The sequence below is a fragment of the Falsibacillus pallidus genome, assembly GCF_050990905.1.
Classification (GTDB): domain Bacteria; phylum Bacillota; class Bacilli; order Bacillales; family DSM-25281; genus Falsibacillus; species Falsibacillus pallidus_A.
The window spans coordinates 149,925-164,708 of sequence record NZ_CP158866.1 but is presented as its reverse complement, the minus strand read 5'-3'; the positions used below and the strand labels follow the sequence as shown (position 1 = coordinate 164,708).

The 14,784-nt window shown below is 43.5% G+C and carries 26 protein-coding genes; all 26 read right to left on the bottom strand.

The features are described 5' to 3' along the window. Nucleotides 1-351 precede the first annotated feature (351 nt). The 26 genes from rpsI to rplN all read right to left on the bottom strand — a co-directional run bounded on the left by rpsI (nt 352) and on the right by rplN (nt 14,768). Nucleotides 352-744 carry a 30S ribosomal protein S9 gene (gene rpsI / locus ABTV07_RS00905; RefSeq protein WP_433746327.1) on the bottom strand — a complete coding sequence of 131 codons (393 nt, stop codon included), beginning with the start codon at nt 742-744 and terminating at the stop codon, nt 352-354. Between the two features lie 21 nt (nt 745-765). Then, entirely contained in the window at nt 766-1,203 is a 438-nt protein-coding gene (gene rplM, locus ABTV07_RS00900; RefSeq protein WP_114746819.1) for a 50S ribosomal protein L13, read from the bottom strand. 136 nt (nt 1,204-1,339) lie between these two features. Next, on the bottom strand, nt 1,340-2,086 hold the full coding sequence (gene truA, locus ABTV07_RS00895) for a tRNA pseudouridine(38-40) synthase TruA (protein WP_433746323.1): 747 nt from the start codon (nt 2,084-2,086) through the stop codon (nt 1,340-1,342). A 15-nt stretch (nt 2,087-2,101) separates the two neighbouring features. After that, nucleotides 2,102-2,899: an energy-coupling factor transporter transmembrane component T family protein gene (locus ABTV07_RS00890; protein WP_433746320.1), complete on the bottom strand. Its 798-nt coding sequence runs from the start codon at nt 2,897-2,899 to the stop codon at nt 2,102-2,104. Continuing rightward, on the bottom strand, nt 2,896-3,768 hold the full coding sequence (locus tag ABTV07_RS00885) for an energy-coupling factor ABC transporter ATP-binding protein (protein WP_433746318.1): 873 nt from the start codon (nt 3,766-3,768) through the stop codon (nt 2,896-2,898). Before ABTV07_RS00885 ends, ABTV07_RS00890 begins: the two co-directional genes overlap by 4 nt. Next, nucleotides 3,753-4,583 (bottom strand): energy-coupling factor ABC transporter ATP-binding protein, encoded by an 831-nt coding sequence (locus ABTV07_RS00880; RefSeq protein ID WP_433746315.1) that lies wholly within the window; start codon nt 4,581-4,583, stop codon nt 3,753-3,755. The genes ABTV07_RS00885 and ABTV07_RS00880 overlap by 16 nt, the downstream gene beginning before the upstream one ends. Nucleotides 4,584-4,897: 314 nt before the next feature. Then, nucleotides 4,898-5,260: a 50S ribosomal protein L17 gene (gene rplQ / locus ABTV07_RS00875; RefSeq protein WP_433746312.1), complete on the bottom strand. Its 363-nt coding sequence runs from the start codon at nt 5,258-5,260 to the stop codon at nt 4,898-4,900. A gap of 55 nt (nt 5,261-5,315) precedes the next feature. Continuing rightward, complete coding sequence (locus ABTV07_RS00870) at nt 5,316-6,260, bottom strand: DNA-directed RNA polymerase subunit alpha (protein ID WP_433746309.1); 945 nt, start codon at nt 6,258-6,260, stop codon at nt 5,316-5,318. Between the two features lie 172 nt (nt 6,261-6,432). After that, on the bottom strand, nt 6,433-6,822 hold the full coding sequence (gene rpsK, locus ABTV07_RS00865; protein WP_114746826.1) for a 30S ribosomal protein S11: 390 nt from the start codon (nt 6,820-6,822) through the stop codon (nt 6,433-6,435). 24 nt (nt 6,823-6,846) lie between these two features. Beyond that, complete coding sequence (rpsM, locus tag ABTV07_RS00860) at nt 6,847-7,212, bottom strand: 30S ribosomal protein S13 (protein WP_433746306.1); 366 nt, start codon at nt 7,210-7,212, stop codon at nt 6,847-6,849. Between the two features lie 25 nt (nt 7,213-7,237). Continuing rightward, nucleotides 7,238-7,351 carry a 50S ribosomal protein L36 gene (gene rpmJ / locus ABTV07_RS00855; RefSeq protein WP_003156543.1) on the bottom strand — a complete coding sequence of 38 codons (114 nt, stop codon included), beginning with the start codon at nt 7,349-7,351 and terminating at the stop codon, nt 7,238-7,240. 38 nt (nt 7,352-7,389) lie between these two features. Then, nucleotides 7,390-7,608, bottom strand: a complete 219-nt coding sequence (gene infA, locus ABTV07_RS00850) for a translation initiation factor IF-1 (protein WP_003178377.1) — start codon at nt 7,606-7,608, stop codon at nt 7,390-7,392. Then, nucleotides 7,586-7,921, bottom strand: coding sequence for a KOW domain-containing RNA-binding protein (locus tag ABTV07_RS00845; RefSeq protein WP_433746300.1), 336 nt, complete (start codon nt 7,919-7,921; stop codon nt 7,586-7,588). The genes infA and ABTV07_RS00845 overlap by 23 nt, the downstream gene beginning before the upstream one ends. 15 nt (nt 7,922-7,936) lie before the next feature. Further along, the gene (gene map, locus ABTV07_RS00840; protein ID WP_433746297.1) at nt 7,937-8,683 is read right to left on the bottom strand and encodes a type I methionyl aminopeptidase; all 747 of its coding nucleotides are present in this window, start codon (nt 8,681-8,683) and stop codon (nt 7,937-7,939) included. After that, nucleotides 8,683-9,333, bottom strand: a complete 651-nt coding sequence (locus ABTV07_RS00835; RefSeq protein ID WP_114746830.1) for an adenylate kinase — start codon at nt 9,331-9,333, stop codon at nt 8,683-8,685. Before ABTV07_RS00835 ends, map begins: the two co-directional genes overlap by 1 nt. Nucleotides 9,334-9,400: 67 nt before the next feature. Continuing rightward, nucleotides 9,401-10,693, bottom strand: a complete 1,293-nt coding sequence (secY, locus tag ABTV07_RS00830) for a preprotein translocase subunit SecY (RefSeq protein ID WP_433746293.1) — start codon at nt 10,691-10,693, stop codon at nt 9,401-9,403. After that, complete coding sequence (gene rplO / locus ABTV07_RS00825) at nt 10,693-11,133, bottom strand: 50S ribosomal protein L15 (protein ID WP_433746290.1); 441 nt, start codon at nt 11,131-11,133, stop codon at nt 10,693-10,695. Before rplO ends, secY begins: the two co-directional genes overlap by 1 nt. 32 nt (nt 11,134-11,165) lie before the next feature. Continuing rightward, complete coding sequence (gene rpmD / locus ABTV07_RS00820) at nt 11,166-11,348, bottom strand: 50S ribosomal protein L30 (RefSeq protein WP_114746833.1); 183 nt, start codon at nt 11,346-11,348, stop codon at nt 11,166-11,168. A gap of 12 nt (nt 11,349-11,360) precedes the next feature. Then, the gene (gene rpsE, locus ABTV07_RS00815; protein WP_114746834.1) at nt 11,361-11,861 is read right to left on the bottom strand and encodes a 30S ribosomal protein S5; all 501 of its coding nucleotides are present in this window, start codon (nt 11,859-11,861) and stop codon (nt 11,361-11,363) included. Nucleotides 11,862-11,884: 23 nt separating this feature from the next. After that, nucleotides 11,885-12,247, bottom strand: a complete 363-nt coding sequence (gene rplR / locus ABTV07_RS00810; protein ID WP_433746288.1) for a 50S ribosomal protein L18 — start codon at nt 12,245-12,247, stop codon at nt 11,885-11,887. A gap of 31 nt (nt 12,248-12,278) precedes the next feature. After that, nucleotides 12,279-12,815 carry a 50S ribosomal protein L6 gene (gene rplF / locus ABTV07_RS00805; protein ID WP_433746285.1) on the bottom strand — a complete coding sequence of 179 codons (537 nt, stop codon included), beginning with the start codon at nt 12,813-12,815 and terminating at the stop codon, nt 12,279-12,281. Nucleotides 12,816-12,845: 30 nt separating this feature from the next. Continuing rightward, nucleotides 12,846-13,244 (bottom strand): 30S ribosomal protein S8, encoded by a 399-nt coding sequence (gene rpsH, locus ABTV07_RS00800; protein ID WP_433746282.1) that lies wholly within the window; start codon nt 13,242-13,244, stop codon nt 12,846-12,848. A 30-nt stretch (nt 13,245-13,274) separates the two neighbouring features. Continuing rightward, nucleotides 13,275-13,460: a type Z 30S ribosomal protein S14 gene (locus ABTV07_RS00795; protein WP_114746838.1), complete on the bottom strand. Its 186-nt coding sequence runs from the start codon at nt 13,458-13,460 to the stop codon at nt 13,275-13,277. 21 nt (nt 13,461-13,481) lie between these two features. Next, a complete protein-coding gene (gene rplE / locus ABTV07_RS00790) occupies nt 13,482-14,021 on the bottom strand; it encodes a 50S ribosomal protein L5 (protein ID WP_433746278.1) in 540 nt (179 codons plus the stop codon). 27 nt (nt 14,022-14,048) lie between these two features. Further along, nucleotides 14,049-14,360: a 50S ribosomal protein L24 gene (gene rplX, locus ABTV07_RS00785; RefSeq protein WP_114746840.1), complete on the bottom strand. Its 312-nt coding sequence runs from the start codon at nt 14,358-14,360 to the stop codon at nt 14,049-14,051. A 39-nt stretch (nt 14,361-14,399) separates the two neighbouring features. Beyond that, nucleotides 14,400-14,768: a 50S ribosomal protein L14 gene (gene rplN / locus ABTV07_RS00780; protein ID WP_114746841.1), complete on the bottom strand. Its 369-nt coding sequence runs from the start codon at nt 14,766-14,768 to the stop codon at nt 14,400-14,402. Nucleotides 14,769-14,784 lie beyond the last annotated feature (16 nt).

Below are 14,784 nucleotides of genomic sequence, written 5' to 3'. Positions count from 1 at the left end.
CTCACAGCGTGGCAGCGCACCGGGCCAAAGCGGCATCCTGCCTATAAACTACCTTAAATTTCTTACAAATACGGATAGTTGAGCGGTCATGGCCAAAAGTTAAGGGGTTAACTGGGAAAGTTGCCCGGTCAGCTACAAAAGTTAAGGGGTTAGCTGCGAAAGTTGAGCGGTCAGCACCAAAAGTTGAGGGGTTCAACGCAAAAATGCCCCGGTCAGCTCTAAAAAAATTCGGTGCGTGCCTGTCACGACCCGATTTCCCTCGACATTTGTCGAATTCTCTTTTAAAACAGCAAAAAACCCCAGCCGAGGATTCGACCGGGGTTTTGGATGTACAAAAGGTTGTACGAAAAATTAACGTTTTGAGAACTGAGGCGCACGACGAGCACCTTTAAGACCGTATTTTTTACGCTCTTTCATACGTGCATCACGAGTTAATAGTCCAGCGCGCTTAAGAGTTCCGCGGAATTCTGGGTCTACTTGAAGAAGCGCACGAGCGATTCCGTGACGGATAGCTCCAGCTTGACCAGTGAATCCACCACCGTTAACGTTAACATGAACATCGTAGCTTCCAAGTGTTTCAGTAGCTACTAGAGGTTGTTTGATTACTTCGCGAAGAGTCGCGAATGGGATGTAGTTTTCTACTTCACGATCATTGATGACGATTTTTCCTTCGCCCGGTACTAGACGTACACGCGCTACAGAACTTTTACGACGACCTGTGCCGATATATTGAACTTGTGCCAAGATATTTCCCTCCCTTATTAATTATCCGCGAAGTTCGTAAACTTCTGGTTTTTGAGCTTGTTGATTATGTTCTGCACCAGCATATACATGCAATTTCTTGATCATTTGACGGCCTAAAGAACCTTTTGGAAGCATGCCTTTGATAGCAAGCTCAAGCATTCTTTCAGAGTAGTTCGTACGCATTTCAAGAGCTGTACGAGTTTTCAATCCACCAGGGAAATTACTGTGACGGTAGTAGATCTTGTCAGTTAATTTCTTACCAGTCAATTCGATTTTAGATGCATTTACGATGATCACGTGGTCACCTGTATCAACATGTGGTGTAAATGTTGGTTTGTTTTTACCGCGTAAGATAGATGCTACTTCGCTTGCAAGACGTCCCAAAGTTTTACCTTCAGCGTCAATAACATACCATTTACGTTCTACTTCAGTTGCTTTTGCCATATACGTAGTACGCATAGTGTTACCTCCTAAATAATGCTGTATTTATTTTAATCACGAATAAGTCTTCCGGGGCTCACCGTGGGGTTAAATACATACCATATGATATATTAACCTGTTTAAATCCTAATGTCAACAGGATGTTACACCTGGTTTAGTTGTCATAGAAAACTTTCCACAAATAAAGTCCCTTTGCTGGCGCGGTTTTGCCTGCCATATCGCGATTTTTGGAATTTAAAATTTTTGGAAGATCATTTGGATTTATTTTTCCAGAGCCTGCTTCAAGCAGCGTTCCGGTCAAAATCCGAACCATATTATATAGAAATCCATTGCCGATGTATTGAAAGGTCAGTTCATTTTCTCCGCTTTCAAAAAGTTTGATGGAGTGGATGGTTCTCACTTTATCCTCTACTTCCGATTTGGCGGAGCAGAAGCTTGTAAAGTCATGGGTCCCGATTAAATGGGAAGCCGCCTCCTCCATCGCCTCCAGATCAAGCGTGAAAGGAAATGGACAAACATAGTTGCGGTTAAACGGATCTTTGGTGCGATCGAGACTTATTTTATATCGGTATTCCTTGCCGACGGCTGAGAACCTGGCATGGAAGTCTGGTGATGCCTTCTCCACAGAAAGGATGGCTGCATCGTCCGGAAGCATGCTGTTGAGTGCCTTCACCCATCGGTCCTCAGGGATATTCAATGGCGAGTCAAAATGGATGACCTGGCCTTTTGCATGCACTCCTGCATCCGTCCGGCCAGAGCCGGTGACTTTGACTGCCTGCTGCTTATGAAGCTTCCCTAATGCCTTTTCCAGCTCGCCTTGGACTGTACGCCCCTCCGGTTGGATCTGATAGCCCGAGAAGCTGGTTCCATCGTAAGCTATGATGCATTTATAGCGCTGCATGGCCAAAAACCTCCGTTAAGACCTTAAGTAGACGAGCAAGGCCACTAAGATGCCCAAGAAGACAAATACACTTGTATCTGCTCCGGACCATTTAAGGAGCCTGTATTTCGTCCTGCCTTCGCCGCCCCGGTATCCACGGGCTTCCATGGCAATCGCCAGTTCCTCCGCACGTTTGAATGAGCTGACGAACAGCGGGATCAACAAAGGTACAACTGCTTTAATTCTGTCCTTGATGGGTCCGCTTGAAAAATCGACGCCCCTTGCTGTCTGCGCCTTCATGATTTTGTCTGTTTCATCCATCAGCGTCGGGATGAAGCGAAGCGAGATCGACATCATCAGGGCCAATTCATGAACCGGGAGCTTAATCCGTTTAAATGGATTCAAGATGCTCTCCAGCCCATCGGTGATGGCGATTGGGGAAGTCGTAAGGGTCAGGAGTGACGTCACGAAAATCAAGAGCATGAATCTCAGTGAAATGAATATCCCCTGCCTGAGTCCTTCTTCATAAATATGGATGAAACTGAATTGGAACAAAAGTTCTCCGCCCTCAGTAAAGAACAGGTGCAGTGAAAAGGTAAAGATAATGAGCAGGAATATCGGCTTTAATCCATTGATCAAGAAGATGATGGGTATCCTTGATATAAAGATGAGAGCCATGGTGAAAACCAACAGGACGGCATAGGTTATTGTATTATTTGCCAAGAATACGATGCAGATATAGGCAAAGACAAATAAGAGCTTGGCACGCGGATCGAGTCTATGGATCAGAGACTCTACGGGCACATAACGCCCGAAAATCATTTTCTCCATCATAAGCCCTCACCCCGCTTCCTTTGCCAGCTGGCGATGGCTGCAGACAATTCCTCGACTGTGAGGCAGATATCCCCTATCTTCACGCCGGCCTTCTGTTCAAAGGCATGCTGGAATTTCACCACATCCGGCACATCCAGACCGAGATTCAACAATTCTTCCGGATTCGAAAAGATTTCACGGGGATTTCCCTGTCTTTTCACTTGTCCCTTATGCATGATGATGATCTGATCTGCGTATAAAGCGGCATCTTCCATGCTGTGCGTCACCAGTACGGTTGAGAGCCCTTTTTCCTTATGGATCCGATAAAACATATCCATGATTTCTTTGCGTCCCCTGGGGTCGAGTCCAGCGGTAGGCTCGTCCAAAACAAGGACTTCCGGATTCATAGCCAATACACCTGCAATCGCAACACGGCGCATTTGCCCGCCGGAAAGATCAAATGGAGATCTCTTAAGGATTTCCACAGGAAGCCCGACAAGCTGAATCAGCTCCCTTGCCCTCTCCTTTGCTTTCTGTTCAGAAACGCCAAAGTTCATCGGTCCAAAACAGATATCCTTTTCCACTGTTTCTTCAAAAAGCTGATGTTCCGGAAACTGAAAGACTATCCCGACTTTTTGGCGGATGGGGCGCAAATGCTTTTCTTTCTTATCAGAAGATATGACACGATCGCCGATGGCCACATTTCCTTTAGTCGGTTTAAGAAGAGCATTCAAGTGCTGAAGGATGGTCGACTTGCCTGAACCGGTATGTCCGATGATTGCCATGAAGGTACCTGAAGGAATGGTGAAATTCACATCATGCACAGCGAGCCTCTCAAACGGAGTGCCGGCTTGGTAGCGATACTCTACTTGATTTAACGAGATGTCCATAATGAATTCACCAACTCTTCTTCCGTTAAGTATTGATCGTCCAGCTGGACCCCGTTTCTTTCCAATGCCCTCTGCAGTTTAATAGGGAATGGAATATCAAGGCCAAGAGCGATCAATTCCTCTTCTAGTTTAAAAATATCTGAAGGATGTCCTTCCTTGAATACCTCTCCACGGTTCATCACGACGATTCGGTCTGCTTTAGCTGCCTCTTCCAAGTCATGGGTGATCGAAATGACCGTCATGTTGGTCTCATTCTTCAAGTCTCGTATGGTGGAAAGAACTTCTTCACGGCCGCGCGGGTCAAGCATGGACGTCGCTTCATCAAGGATGATGACGCCGGGCTGCAGTGCAATGATGCCTGCAATGGCCACACGCTGCTTCTGGCCGCCTGAAAGATGGTGCGGCTCTTGATCAAGAAAATCAACCATTCCGACTTTTACAAGTGCATCGGAGACTCTTTTGACCATAAGTTCTCTTTCGATTCCATTGTTTTCTAAGCCAAAAGCCACATCATCTTGCACTGTTGTCCCAACGAACTGGTTATCGGGATTTTGGAAGACCATCCCGATTTCCCTGCGGATATCCCATATGGTTTCTTCCGATAATATCATGCCTTTAACCATGACCTGTCCCTTTTCCGGAAAATGAAGTCCATTGAGCATTTTAGCCAAAGTAGATTTGCCTGAACCATTGTGCCCTACGACAGCCAGCCATTCTCCTTCATAAACATCGAAAGAAATATCATTCAATGCATACTGCTCCTGTTCATAATAACGGAAAGAAACATTCTTGATTTCAATCAGCTTATTGCCCAATTTTCTTTCCTCCCCTAATCTCAGCTTATCTCAATCTCTTATCCGACAAAAAAGTTCTCCAAATAGAAAAAAGCCTGCACCCCCATCCAGAAAAAGATATACTTTCCCTGTCCTGTTCAAGAACTCCTCTCATTGGAGGAGGAAGGAGGCGCATGAGCTAAACGAGACACTTGGGAGATCACTCTGGATCTCAAAAAGAAGCGCTCATCATAACGCTCGTTAAGCTTTAGAACTTCTATCGTTATGCATTTAAACAAAAAGGGCAAGAAAGCAGTTATATCCACTAACTGTCCTGCCCTAGTTGTGTTTTACTATTAAACTAACTCGATGATCACCATTGGTGCACCATCGCCGCGGCGAGGACCAATTTTCATGATACGAGTGTATCCACCTTGACGCTCAGCGTAGCGAGGAGCGATGTCAGCGAATAATTTTTGAAGTGCATCTTGGTTTGTTTCAGCGTTAGCAATCTCTTTACGGATGAATGCTCCAGCTTGACGACGCGCATGCAAATCACCGCGTTTACCAAGAGTAATCATTTTTTCAACAACTGAACGCAATTCTTTCGCGCGAGTTTCAGTAGTTTCGATGCGCTCACTGATGATAAGATCAGTTGCTAAATCACGAAGCATCGCTTTACGTTGAGCGCTTGTACGACCTAACTTTCTGTAAGCCATGAAGTTTCCCTCCTTTGTTGAAGTTATCTATAAGGATTTTCATTTATTGATAGAATCAATCGTCTTTGCGCAAGCCTAGTCCAAGTTCTTCTAACTTAGCTTTGACTTCCTCTAAAGACTTACGACCCAAATTACGCACTTTCATCATATCTTCTTCTGTTTTGTTCGCAAGCTCCTGGACAGTATTGATGCCAGCACGCTTCAAGCAGTTGTAAGAACGAACGGAAAGATCCAATTCCTCGATAGTCATCTCAAGAACTTTTTCCTTCTGGTCTTCTTCTTTTTCAACCATGATTTCTGCGTTTTGAGCTTCGTCAGTCAAACCAACAAAGATATTCAAATGCTCTGTTAAGATCTTTGCACCTAAGGAAATAGCTTCTTTAGGGCCGATGCTTCCATCTGTCCAGACATCAAGCGAAAGTTTATCATAATTCGTCATCTGTCCTACACGAGTATTCTCAACTTGATAGTTTACACGAGATACTGGTGTATAAATGGAGTCGATAGGAATCACACCGATAGGAAGATCCTCACGTTTATTTTGATCGGCTGGTGTATAACCACGACCGCGTTTTGCATTAAGACGCATACGGAAGTTAGCATTCTTACCAAGAGTCGCGATGTGTAATCCAGGGTTTAAGATTTCTACATCACTATCATGGGTAATATCAGCTGCTGTTACAACTCCCTCACCCTGTACATCAATTTCAAGCGTCTTTTCTTCATCTGAATAGATTTTCAGAGCAAGCTTTTTGATATTTAAGATGATGGATGTTACATCTTCAACGACGCCTTCAATTGTTGAAAATTCATGCAGTACGCCATCTATTTGAATAGATGTGACAGCAGCACCAGGGAGTGAAGATAATAGGATACGACGTAAGGAGTTACCCAAAGTTGTACCATATCCACGCTCAAGTGGTTCTACGACAAACTTTCCAAAATTGGCATCATCGCTGATCTCAACCGTTTCAATTTTTGGTTTTTCAATTTCGATCATTCAAATATACCCTCCTTCAAAACGTCGAAATCCCGGTTCGAATGATCTTACCGAAATTCCCCCATGTTTACGTTCCCGATTGTGCACAACAACTGGATTCATCATTTCTGTATGAACGAAACATCATATCATATCCCATTATTGACAAGGATACAAAAAATATACAGAAAAATTAAACACGGCGACGTTTTGGTGGACGGCATCCGTTATGAGGTACTGGAGTTACGTCTTTGATTGCAGTTACATCAAGACCTGCAGCTTGAAGAGCACGGATAGCAGCTTCACGACCTGCACCAGGACCTTTAACTGTTACTTCTAGAGTTTTCAAACCATGTTCGATGGAAGTTTTCGCTGCAGTTTCAGCTGCCATTTGAGCTGCGAATGGAGTAGATTTACGAGAACCTCTGAATCCAAGCGCACCTGCAGAAGACCAGGAAATTGCATTTCCGTGAACATCAGTGATTGTTACGATTGTATTGTTGAATGTAGAACGAATGTGTGCAATACCAGCTTCGATATTCTTTTTCACACGACGTTTACGAGTATTTGTTTTACGTGCCATTTAAGAAGGAACCTCCTTTACTAATTATTTTTTCTTGTTCGCTACAGTCTTACGAGGACCTTTACGAGTACGAGCGTTGTTTTTCGTGTTTTGTCCGCGAACAGGCAATCCACGACGGTGGCGAAGGCCACGGTAGCTTCCGATTTCCATTAGACGTTTGATGTTAAGGGAAACTTCACGACGAAGATCTCCTTCAACTTTCAATTTGTCAATGATATCACGGATTTTACCTAATTCTTCATCAGTTAAATCACGAACGCGAGTATCTTCAGATACACCAGCTTCCGCAAGAACTTTTTGAGCTGTATTTTTACCAATACCGAAAATGTAAGTCAATGAAATGACAATACGTTTATCACGTGGAATATCCACACCAGCAATACGTGCCATTGTACAAGCGCACCTCCTTCAAATATTAGCCTTGTTTTTGTTTATGTTTAGGATTTTCACAGATAACCATTACTTTGCCTTTTCTGCGGATAACTTTGCATTTTTCGCAGATCGGCTTAACGGATGGTCTTACTTTCATCTTGTTCTAACCTCCTTAATAGTACGGAGTGCATAAGATTATTTATATCGATACGTAATTCTGCCACGAGTAAGATCGTATGGAGAAAGCTCAACCGTTACTTTATCACCAGGTAAAATGCGGATGAAATGCATACGGATTTTACCAGATACGTGAGCCAGTACAGTATGGCCATTCTCTAATTCTACCTTAAACATCGCGTTTGGCAAAGTCTCAACCACTGTGCCTTCTACTTCAATTACATCGTCTTTCGCCATGGAACTCTACTCCCTTCTTTCCATCTACCAGGACCTTTTCCAATACTTTCGCAACAGCATGCCTAAGCTTGCCATTCGTGACCTGCCCTGTTTCCTGAATACTTCTTTGAACTTCTGGAGAAACATAGCCGTATAATTCAAGATGGTGAATGTTTTTCTTTTTTGGAGAATCGAATTTGCGCCTGTGGCCATCAGCCACCATGACAAACCGTTCATCCATGTGATCGATGATGATCACAACCTGCCCTGCATCTCTTCCATTACGTATGAAGGCAGCCTGCCCTAATACAGGAGTCGAATCAGACTTCTTCAACATCATCACCCTTAATCAGGCTTTAGTCAGGATTTCATAGCCTGTTTCCGTGATAGCGATTGTATGTTCAAAATGAGCACACATCTTTCCATCAACGGTCACAACAGTCCAGTTATCAGCCAATGTTTTCACATATCTGCTGCCTGCATTCACCATCGGTTCAATTGCAAGTACCATGCCAGGTTTCAGGCGTGGACCTTTGTTTGGAGGTCCATAATGAGGAATTTGAGGCTCCTCATGTAAGTCTTGACCAACACCGTGTCCGACATACTCACGAACGATAGAAAAACCGTTTGCTTCCACATAGGTTTGGATCGCATGGGAGATGTTCGAGAGACGTTCGCCTGGCTTAGCTTCTTTCAAGCCCAGATAGAGAGACTCTTCTGTAACATCTAGCAGCCTTTGGGTTTGTTCATTTATTTTACCAACAGGATACGTCCAAGCAGAATCACCATGATAGCCTTTATACTTTGCACCGATATCAATGCTGATGATATCTCCATCTTTCAGGGCGCGATCCCCAGGAATCCCGTGGACTAATTCGTCATTGACCGAAGCACAGATGCTGCCACGAAACCCATTATACCCTTTAAAGGATGGAATTGCATCATGTTCGCGTATTATTTTTTCAGCAATTACATCCAGCTGACCGGTAGTAATGCCAGGAACAATATGCTTCTGCAATTCTTGGTGGGTTACCGCAACGATGCGACCTGCTTCTTTCATGATTTCTATTTCACGAGGGGTCTTGCAAATGATCATTAGGACAGGCCTCCGAGTAATTCGTCTATTTCACCGAATACTACGTTGATATCCTGCTGCCCATTGATATTTCGCAAGTAGCCTTTCTCATTGTAGAAATCCAGAAGAGGCTTCGTTTGTTTCATGTTGACATCCAGACGATTTTGAACCGTTTCAGCATTATCATCTGCTCGCTGGTATAACTCCCCGCCGCAGCGGTCGCACACGCCTTCTTCAGCAGGCGGATTGAAAACGAGGTGATATGTTGCACCGCAGTCCTTGCAGATGCGGCGGCCAGTCAGGCGCTCCATCAATATCTCTTTATCAACTTCGATATTGATGACAAAATCCATTTGTTTGTCGAGTTCTTTCAGGATGCCTTCCAACGCATCAGCTTGAGCAACTGTTCTTGGGAAGCCATCCAATAGGAAGCCTCTTACGCAGTCATCCTTGCTAAGACGTTCGCGAACGATTCCGATGGTTACTTCATCCGGAACCAATTCACCTTTATCCATGAAAGATTTTGCTTGTAATCCTAGTTCCGTGCCTCCTTTGATAGCAGCACGAAACATATCTCCGGTTGAGATATGAGGGATTTCATATTTCGCTACGATTTTGTCGGCTTGAGTACCTTTACCAGCACCCGGAAGCCCCATTAGTACCAAGTTCACTCGTATTTCCCCCTCAGTATCTAAATCCGGTTTCAGGAACAGCAGCGTGTTCCTAAAACCTTAAATCTTATTTAATAAAGCCTTTATAATGGCGTTTTACTAATTGTGATTCTAATTGTTTCATTGTTTCCAGCGCAACACCGACTACGATCAGCAAGCTTGTTCCGCCGATTTGTGCTGAAGATGGTAATCCAGCAAAATTAACGAACAATACTGGCAGTATAGCGATGAGAGCCAAGAAAATAGATCCGCAGAAAGTCAAACGGTAAAGCACACGAGTCAAATAGTCTTGTGTGTTTTTGCCAGGACGAATTCCCGGGATGTACCCACCCTGTTTTTTCAGATTCTCTGCAACCTGTTCAGGATTGACCTGAATGAATGCATAGAAATAAGAGAAAGCAATGATTAAAGCCACATAAATTAGCATACCCACTGGCTTTGTATAATCAAAAATGTATTCTATTGCTGATGTTACATCATTTTGCCCGAAGAACGTCGCGATGGTTCTCGGTGTAACGATGAACGAAACAGCAAAGATAACTGGGATTACCCCAGCAGCATTTACTTTAAGAGGTAAATGTGTTGATTGTCCGCCAACCGGACTGCGGCCTACTATACGTTTTGCATATTGGATCGGAATCTTGCGCAGCGCCTGCTGAACAAAGATAACTCCGACTACAATTGCAATAACAGCAAGAACAATTAGTAGAAGAACAACGATCTTTAGGAAAAGCTGCTCTCCTGCCCCCTCTATTTGCTGTGCATAGATTTGGTTCACAGCAGTTGGAATTCTAGCCACGATCCCGGCAAAGATAAGGATAGAAATTCCGTTGCCCACACCTTTAGAAGTAATCTGCTCACCAAGCCACATTAAAAAGGATGTACCAGCTGTCAACACCAAAGCGATTAACAGGTACGTTCCTACTCCAGAACTTTCGATAAGCATACCGCCTGCCATATTGTTGAAACCATATGACATTCCAAGTGCTTCAATGAAACCAAGTATGATTGTGAAATAGCGGGTAAACTGAGCTAACTTGCGACGTCCGACCTCACCTTGTTTGGACCATTCAGTAAACTTAGGGACAACGTCCATTTGTAATAGCTGAACGATGATCGATGCTGTGATATAAGGCATGATCCCCATTGCAAAGATGGAGAAATTCTTTAACGCACCGCCGCCGAAGGTGTTGAGAAAGCCGAAGAGCCCAGCTTGATCCTGCATTTTTAGTATTTCGGCATTCACAAACGGCACCGGGATGAAAACCCCGATACGGAAAACAATCAACATTAAAAGAGTGAATATAATCTTTCGTCTTATATCACCCACGCGCATAAAATTGGAGATTGTCTGAAACATTAAATCACCTCAGTTTGACCGCCAGCAGCTTCAATAGCTTCTTTTGCAGCAGAGGAGAATTTGTTAGCTTTTACTGTAAGCTTTTTCTCAACTTTACCATTAGCAAGAATTTTGATTCCTGCTTTAGCCTTGCTCACGACACCAGTTTCGATAAGAAGCTCAGGTGTTACTTCTGTACCTTCTTCAAAACGGTTCAATGTATCAAGGTTAACGATTGCGTAATCTTTACGGTTGATGTTCGTGAATCCACGTTTAGGCAAACGTTGGAATAAAGGTGTTTGACCACCTTCGAAGCCAGGACGAACCCCACCGCCTGAACGGGAGTTTTGACCTTTTTGGCCTCGTCCGGAAGTTTTTCCGTTTCCAGAACCGATACCACGACCAACACGATTACGTTCTTTACGAGAACCTTCTGCAGGTTTTAATTCATGTAGTTTCATTGTTGGCACCTCCTTGTTTTAAAAGAATCAAATTACTGTTCTTTAACCGTCACAAGATGAGCAACTTTAGTGATCATACCGCGGATAGCAGGATTGTCTTGATGCTCAACAGTTTGATTAACTTTACGAAGCCCAAGGGCTTTAACTGTTTCACGCTGATCATTCGGACGACCGATCAAGCTGCGAGTGAGGGTAATCGTTAATTTTTCCGCCACTTAAATCCCTCCTTATCCTAACAGTTCTTCTACTGATTTACCACGAAGTTTAGCTACTTCTTCAGCACGTTTTAATTGAGTTAATCCGTTAAGAGTCGCACGCACCATGTTGATTGGTGTGTTAGATCCTAAAGATTTAGAAAGAATGTCGTGGATACCTGCTAATTCAAGCACCGCACGAACTGGTCCACCAGCGATAACTCCTGTACCGGCAGAAGCAGGCTTCATGAAGATTTGGCCAGCGCCGAAGCGTCCAACAACTTCATGAGGGATTGTAGCGCCGACAGTAGGCACTTCGATCAAGTTTTTCTTAGCGTCTTCAATCGCTTTGCGGATTGCATCTGGCACCTCTTGAGCTTTACCTGTACCAAAACCAACATGGCCGTTCTTGTCACCGACAACAACTAGTGCAGTAAAGCGGAAACGACGTCCACCTTTAACAACTTTCGCAACACGATTTACGGTTACAACGCGTTCTTCTAATTCAAGTTTGTTAGCATCAATGCGAAGCATCTGATATGTCCCTCCTTTTACTATTAAAATTCTAAGCCGTTTTCACGAGCTGCATCAGCAAGTGCTTTTACACGCCCATGATAAAGGTAACCACCACGGTCGAATACTACGGACTTTACGCCTTTTTCAACTGCACGTTTCGCTACTAGTTCGCCGACTTTTTTAGCCGCTTCTACGTTAGCTGTACCTTCTAATCCAAGGTCATTTTCTTTCGTAGATGCACTAGCAAGCGTTACACCATTAAGATCGTCGATCAATTGTGCATAAATATGTTTGTTAGAACGGAACACGTTTAAACGTGGACGGGACTCAGTACCGCTAAGTTTAGCACGTACACGAGCATGTCTCTTTTTACGTGTCATATTTTTATCTGGCTTAGTAATCATTGAGGTCACTCCTTTCTTCTACCTATGAGGCTTATTTACCTGTTTTACCTTCTTTGCGGCGAACCATTTCGCCTTCGTAACGAATACCTTTGCCTTTATACGGCTCTGGTGGACGTACGTCGCGGATGTTGGCAGCCAATGCACCAACGCGCTCTTTATTTGTGCCTTTTACAGTAATCTTTGTATTTGAAGGAACTTCAATTTCGATTCCTGCTTCTGGCTCGATTTCTACCGGATGAGAGTATCCAACGTTCAATACAAGTTTCGTACCTTGTTTTTGAGCACGGTAACCTACACCGATAAGTTCTAGTTTTCTTTCAAATCCTTGAGATACACCTTCAACCATGTTAGCGATCAAAGCGCGAGTCGTACCGTGCAATGCGCGGTGGTCTTTCGCATCAGATGGACGAGAAATGTTAACAACATTCTCCTCGATGCTGATTGTGATTTCAGGATTAAATGTACGGGAAAGTTCTCCCTTAGGTCCTTTTACTGTAACAGTAGAACCGTCTAGAGTAACTGTAACTCCAGATGGAATATCAATAGGTTTTTTTCCTACGCGGGACATTCTGTTGCACCTCCATTCACTGTCGATTTATTACCAAACGTACGCTAGTACTTCGCCGCCGACTTGTTTCGCACGTGCTTCTTTATCGGATAATACTCCGTTAGAAGTAGACACGATTGCGATACCAAGACCGTTCAATACTTTAGGTACTTCGTTAGCTTTAGCATATACACGTAAACCTGGTTTACTGATGCGCTTCAAGCCAGTGATAACACGTTCGTTATTTGAACCGTACTTAAGGAAAATACGGATGATTCCTTGCTTGTTGTCTTCGATGTATTCTACATCGCGAACGAAACCTTCACGTTTTAGAATTTCAGCAACTTCTTTCTTGATGTTAGAAGCAGGAACTTCTAATTTCTCGTGACGAACCATATTCGCGTTTCTGATACGAGTAAGCAAATCTGCAATTGGATCTGTCATAACCATTTAAATTAACCTCCTTCCCAAATTCGGGGTTTACCAGCTAGCTTTTTTAACGCCAGGAATCTGACCCTTGTATGCGAGTTCGCGGAAACAAATACGGCACAATTTAAACTTGCGGATGACTGAATGTGGACGTCCGCAGCGTTCGCAGCGAGTATACGCTTGAACCGCATGTTTCGGTGTGCGTTTTTGTTTCACTATCATTGATTTTTTAGCCACGTTTTCGCCTCCCTTTAGCGATTACTTTTGGAACGGCATTCCTAATTGTGTTAAAAGTTCACGAGATTCTTCATCTGTGTTCGCAGTAGTAACGATAACGATGTCCATACCACGTACTTTTGATACTTTATCATAATCAATTTCAGGGAAGATCAGCTGTTCTTTTACACCTAGAGTATAGTTTCCACGGCCGTCGAATGCCTTTTTAGAAACGCCGCGGAAGTCACGTACGCGTGGTAGTGATACAGAAACTAATTTATCAAGGAATTCATACATACGCTCTCCGCGTAATGTAACTTTTGCACCGATTGGCATACCTTCACGAAGACGGAAGCCTGCGATAGATTTCTTAGCTCTTGTTACAACTGGTTTTTGACCAGCGATAAGAGTTAATTCCTCAACTGCAGTATCAAGTGCTTTTGAATTTTGAACAGCATCACCAACACCCATGTTAATGATGATTTTTTCAACTTTTGGTACTTGCATTACTGATTCGTAATTGAACTTGCTCATTAGAGCAGGAGAAATTTCCTTTTGGAATTTTTCTTTTAGGCGGTTCATGTCGTGTACCTCCCTTCTTCATGAGAACTATTTATCTAAAACTTCACCGGATTTTTTAGTTACACGTACTTTTTTACCGTCTTCTACTTTATATCCAACACGAGTAGGTTCGTTAGTCTTAGGGTCAACCGGCATCACGTTAGATACGTGAATAGCAGCCTCTTGACTGATGATCCCACCTTGGGGGTTAGCTTGAGAAGGTTTTGAGTGTTTTTTCACGATGTTGATACCTTCAACAAGTACTCGGTCTTTCTTAGGGAATGCAGCAAGCACTGTGCCAGTTTTCCCTTTGTCTTTACCTGTGATGACCATTACTTTATCGCCTTTTTTAACATGCATTTCAATCGCACCTCCTTGACTGGCCGAATCAAATATTTATTAAAGTACTTCTGGAGCTAAAGATACGATTTTCATAAAGTTGTTGTCGCGAAGTTCACGAGCAACAGGTCCGAAAATACGTGTTCCACGTGGGCCTTTGTCATCACGAATGATTACACAAGCATTTTCATCAAAGCGAATGTAAGATCCATCGTTACGACGTACTCCACTCTTTGTGCGTACTACAACAGCTTTTACAACATCACCTTTTTTAACAACGCCACCTGGTGTTGCTTGTTTTACTGTACAAACGATAACATCACCAATGTTAGCTGTCTTGCGGCCGGAACCACCAAGAACTTTAATTGTTAAAACTTCACGTGCGCCAGAGTTGTCAGCAACTTTTAAGCGTGATTCTTGTTGAATCATCTATGTTACCTCCCTT

Coding starts and splice junctions, on each gene's coding strand:
- rplM (WP_114746819.1), bottom strand. CDS start 1,203: ATGCGTACTACGTATATGGCAAAAGCAACTGAAGTAGAACGTAAATGG.
- truA (WP_433746323.1), bottom strand. CDS start 2,086: ATGCAGCGCTATAAATGCATCATAGCTTACGATGGAACCAGCTTCTCG.
- ABTV07_RS00890 (WP_433746320.1), bottom strand. CDS start 2,899: ATGATGGAGAAAATGATTTTCGGGCGTTATGTGCCCGTAGAGTCTCTG.
- ABTV07_RS00885 (WP_433746318.1), bottom strand. CDS start 3,768: ATGGACATCTCGTTAAATCAAGTAGAGTATCGCTACCAAGCCGGCACT.
- rplQ (WP_433746312.1), bottom strand. CDS start 5,260: ATGGCTTACAGAAAGTTAGGTCGTACAAGCGCTCAACGTAAAGCGATG.
- ABTV07_RS00870 (WP_433746309.1), bottom strand. CDS start 6,260: ATGATCGAAATTGAAAAACCAAAAATTGAAACGGTTGAGATCAGCGAT.
- rpsK (WP_114746826.1), bottom strand. CDS start 6,822: ATGGCACGTAAAACAAATACTCGTAAACGTCGTGTGAAAAAGAATATC.
- rpsM (WP_433746306.1), bottom strand. CDS start 7,212: ATGGCACGTATTGCTGGTGTGGATATTCCACGTGATAAACGTATTGTC.
- rpmJ (WP_003156543.1), bottom strand. CDS start 7,351: ATGAAAGTAAGACCATCCGTTAAGCCGATCTGCGAAAAATGCAAAGTT.
- infA (WP_003178377.1), bottom strand. CDS start 7,608: ATGGCGAAAGACGATGTAATTGAAGTAGAAGGCACAGTGGTTGAGACT.
- map (WP_433746297.1), bottom strand. CDS start 8,683: ATGATCATTTGCAAGACCCCTCGTGAAATAGAAATCATGAAAGAAGCA.
- secY (WP_433746293.1), bottom strand. CDS start 10,693: ATGTTTCAGACAATCTCCAATTTTATGCGCGTGGGTGATATAAGACGA.
- rplO (WP_433746290.1), bottom strand. CDS start 11,133: ATGAAACTACATGAATTAAAACCTGCAGAAGGTTCTCGTAAAGAACGT.
- rpsE (WP_114746834.1), bottom strand. CDS start 11,861: ATGCTTCGCATTGATGCTAACAAACTTGAATTAGAAGAACGCGTTGTA.
- rplR (WP_433746288.1), bottom strand. CDS start 12,247: ATGATTACTAAGCCAGATAAAAATATGACACGTAAAAAGAGACATGCT.
- rplF (WP_433746285.1), bottom strand. CDS start 12,815: ATGTCCCGCGTAGGAAAAAAACCTATTGATATTCCATCTGGAGTTACA.
- rpsH (WP_433746282.1), bottom strand. CDS start 13,244: ATGGTTATGACAGATCCAATTGCAGATTTGCTTACTCGTATCAGAAAC.
- rplE (WP_433746278.1), bottom strand. CDS start 14,021: ATGAACCGCCTAAAAGAAAAATTCCAAAAGGAAATTTCTCCTGCTCTA.
- rplX (WP_114746840.1), bottom strand. CDS start 14,360: ATGCATGTTAAAAAAGGCGATAAAGTAATGGTCATCACAGGTAAAGAC.
- rplN (WP_114746841.1), bottom strand. CDS start 14,768: ATGATTCAACAAGAATCACGCTTAAAAGTTGCTGACAACTCTGGCGCA.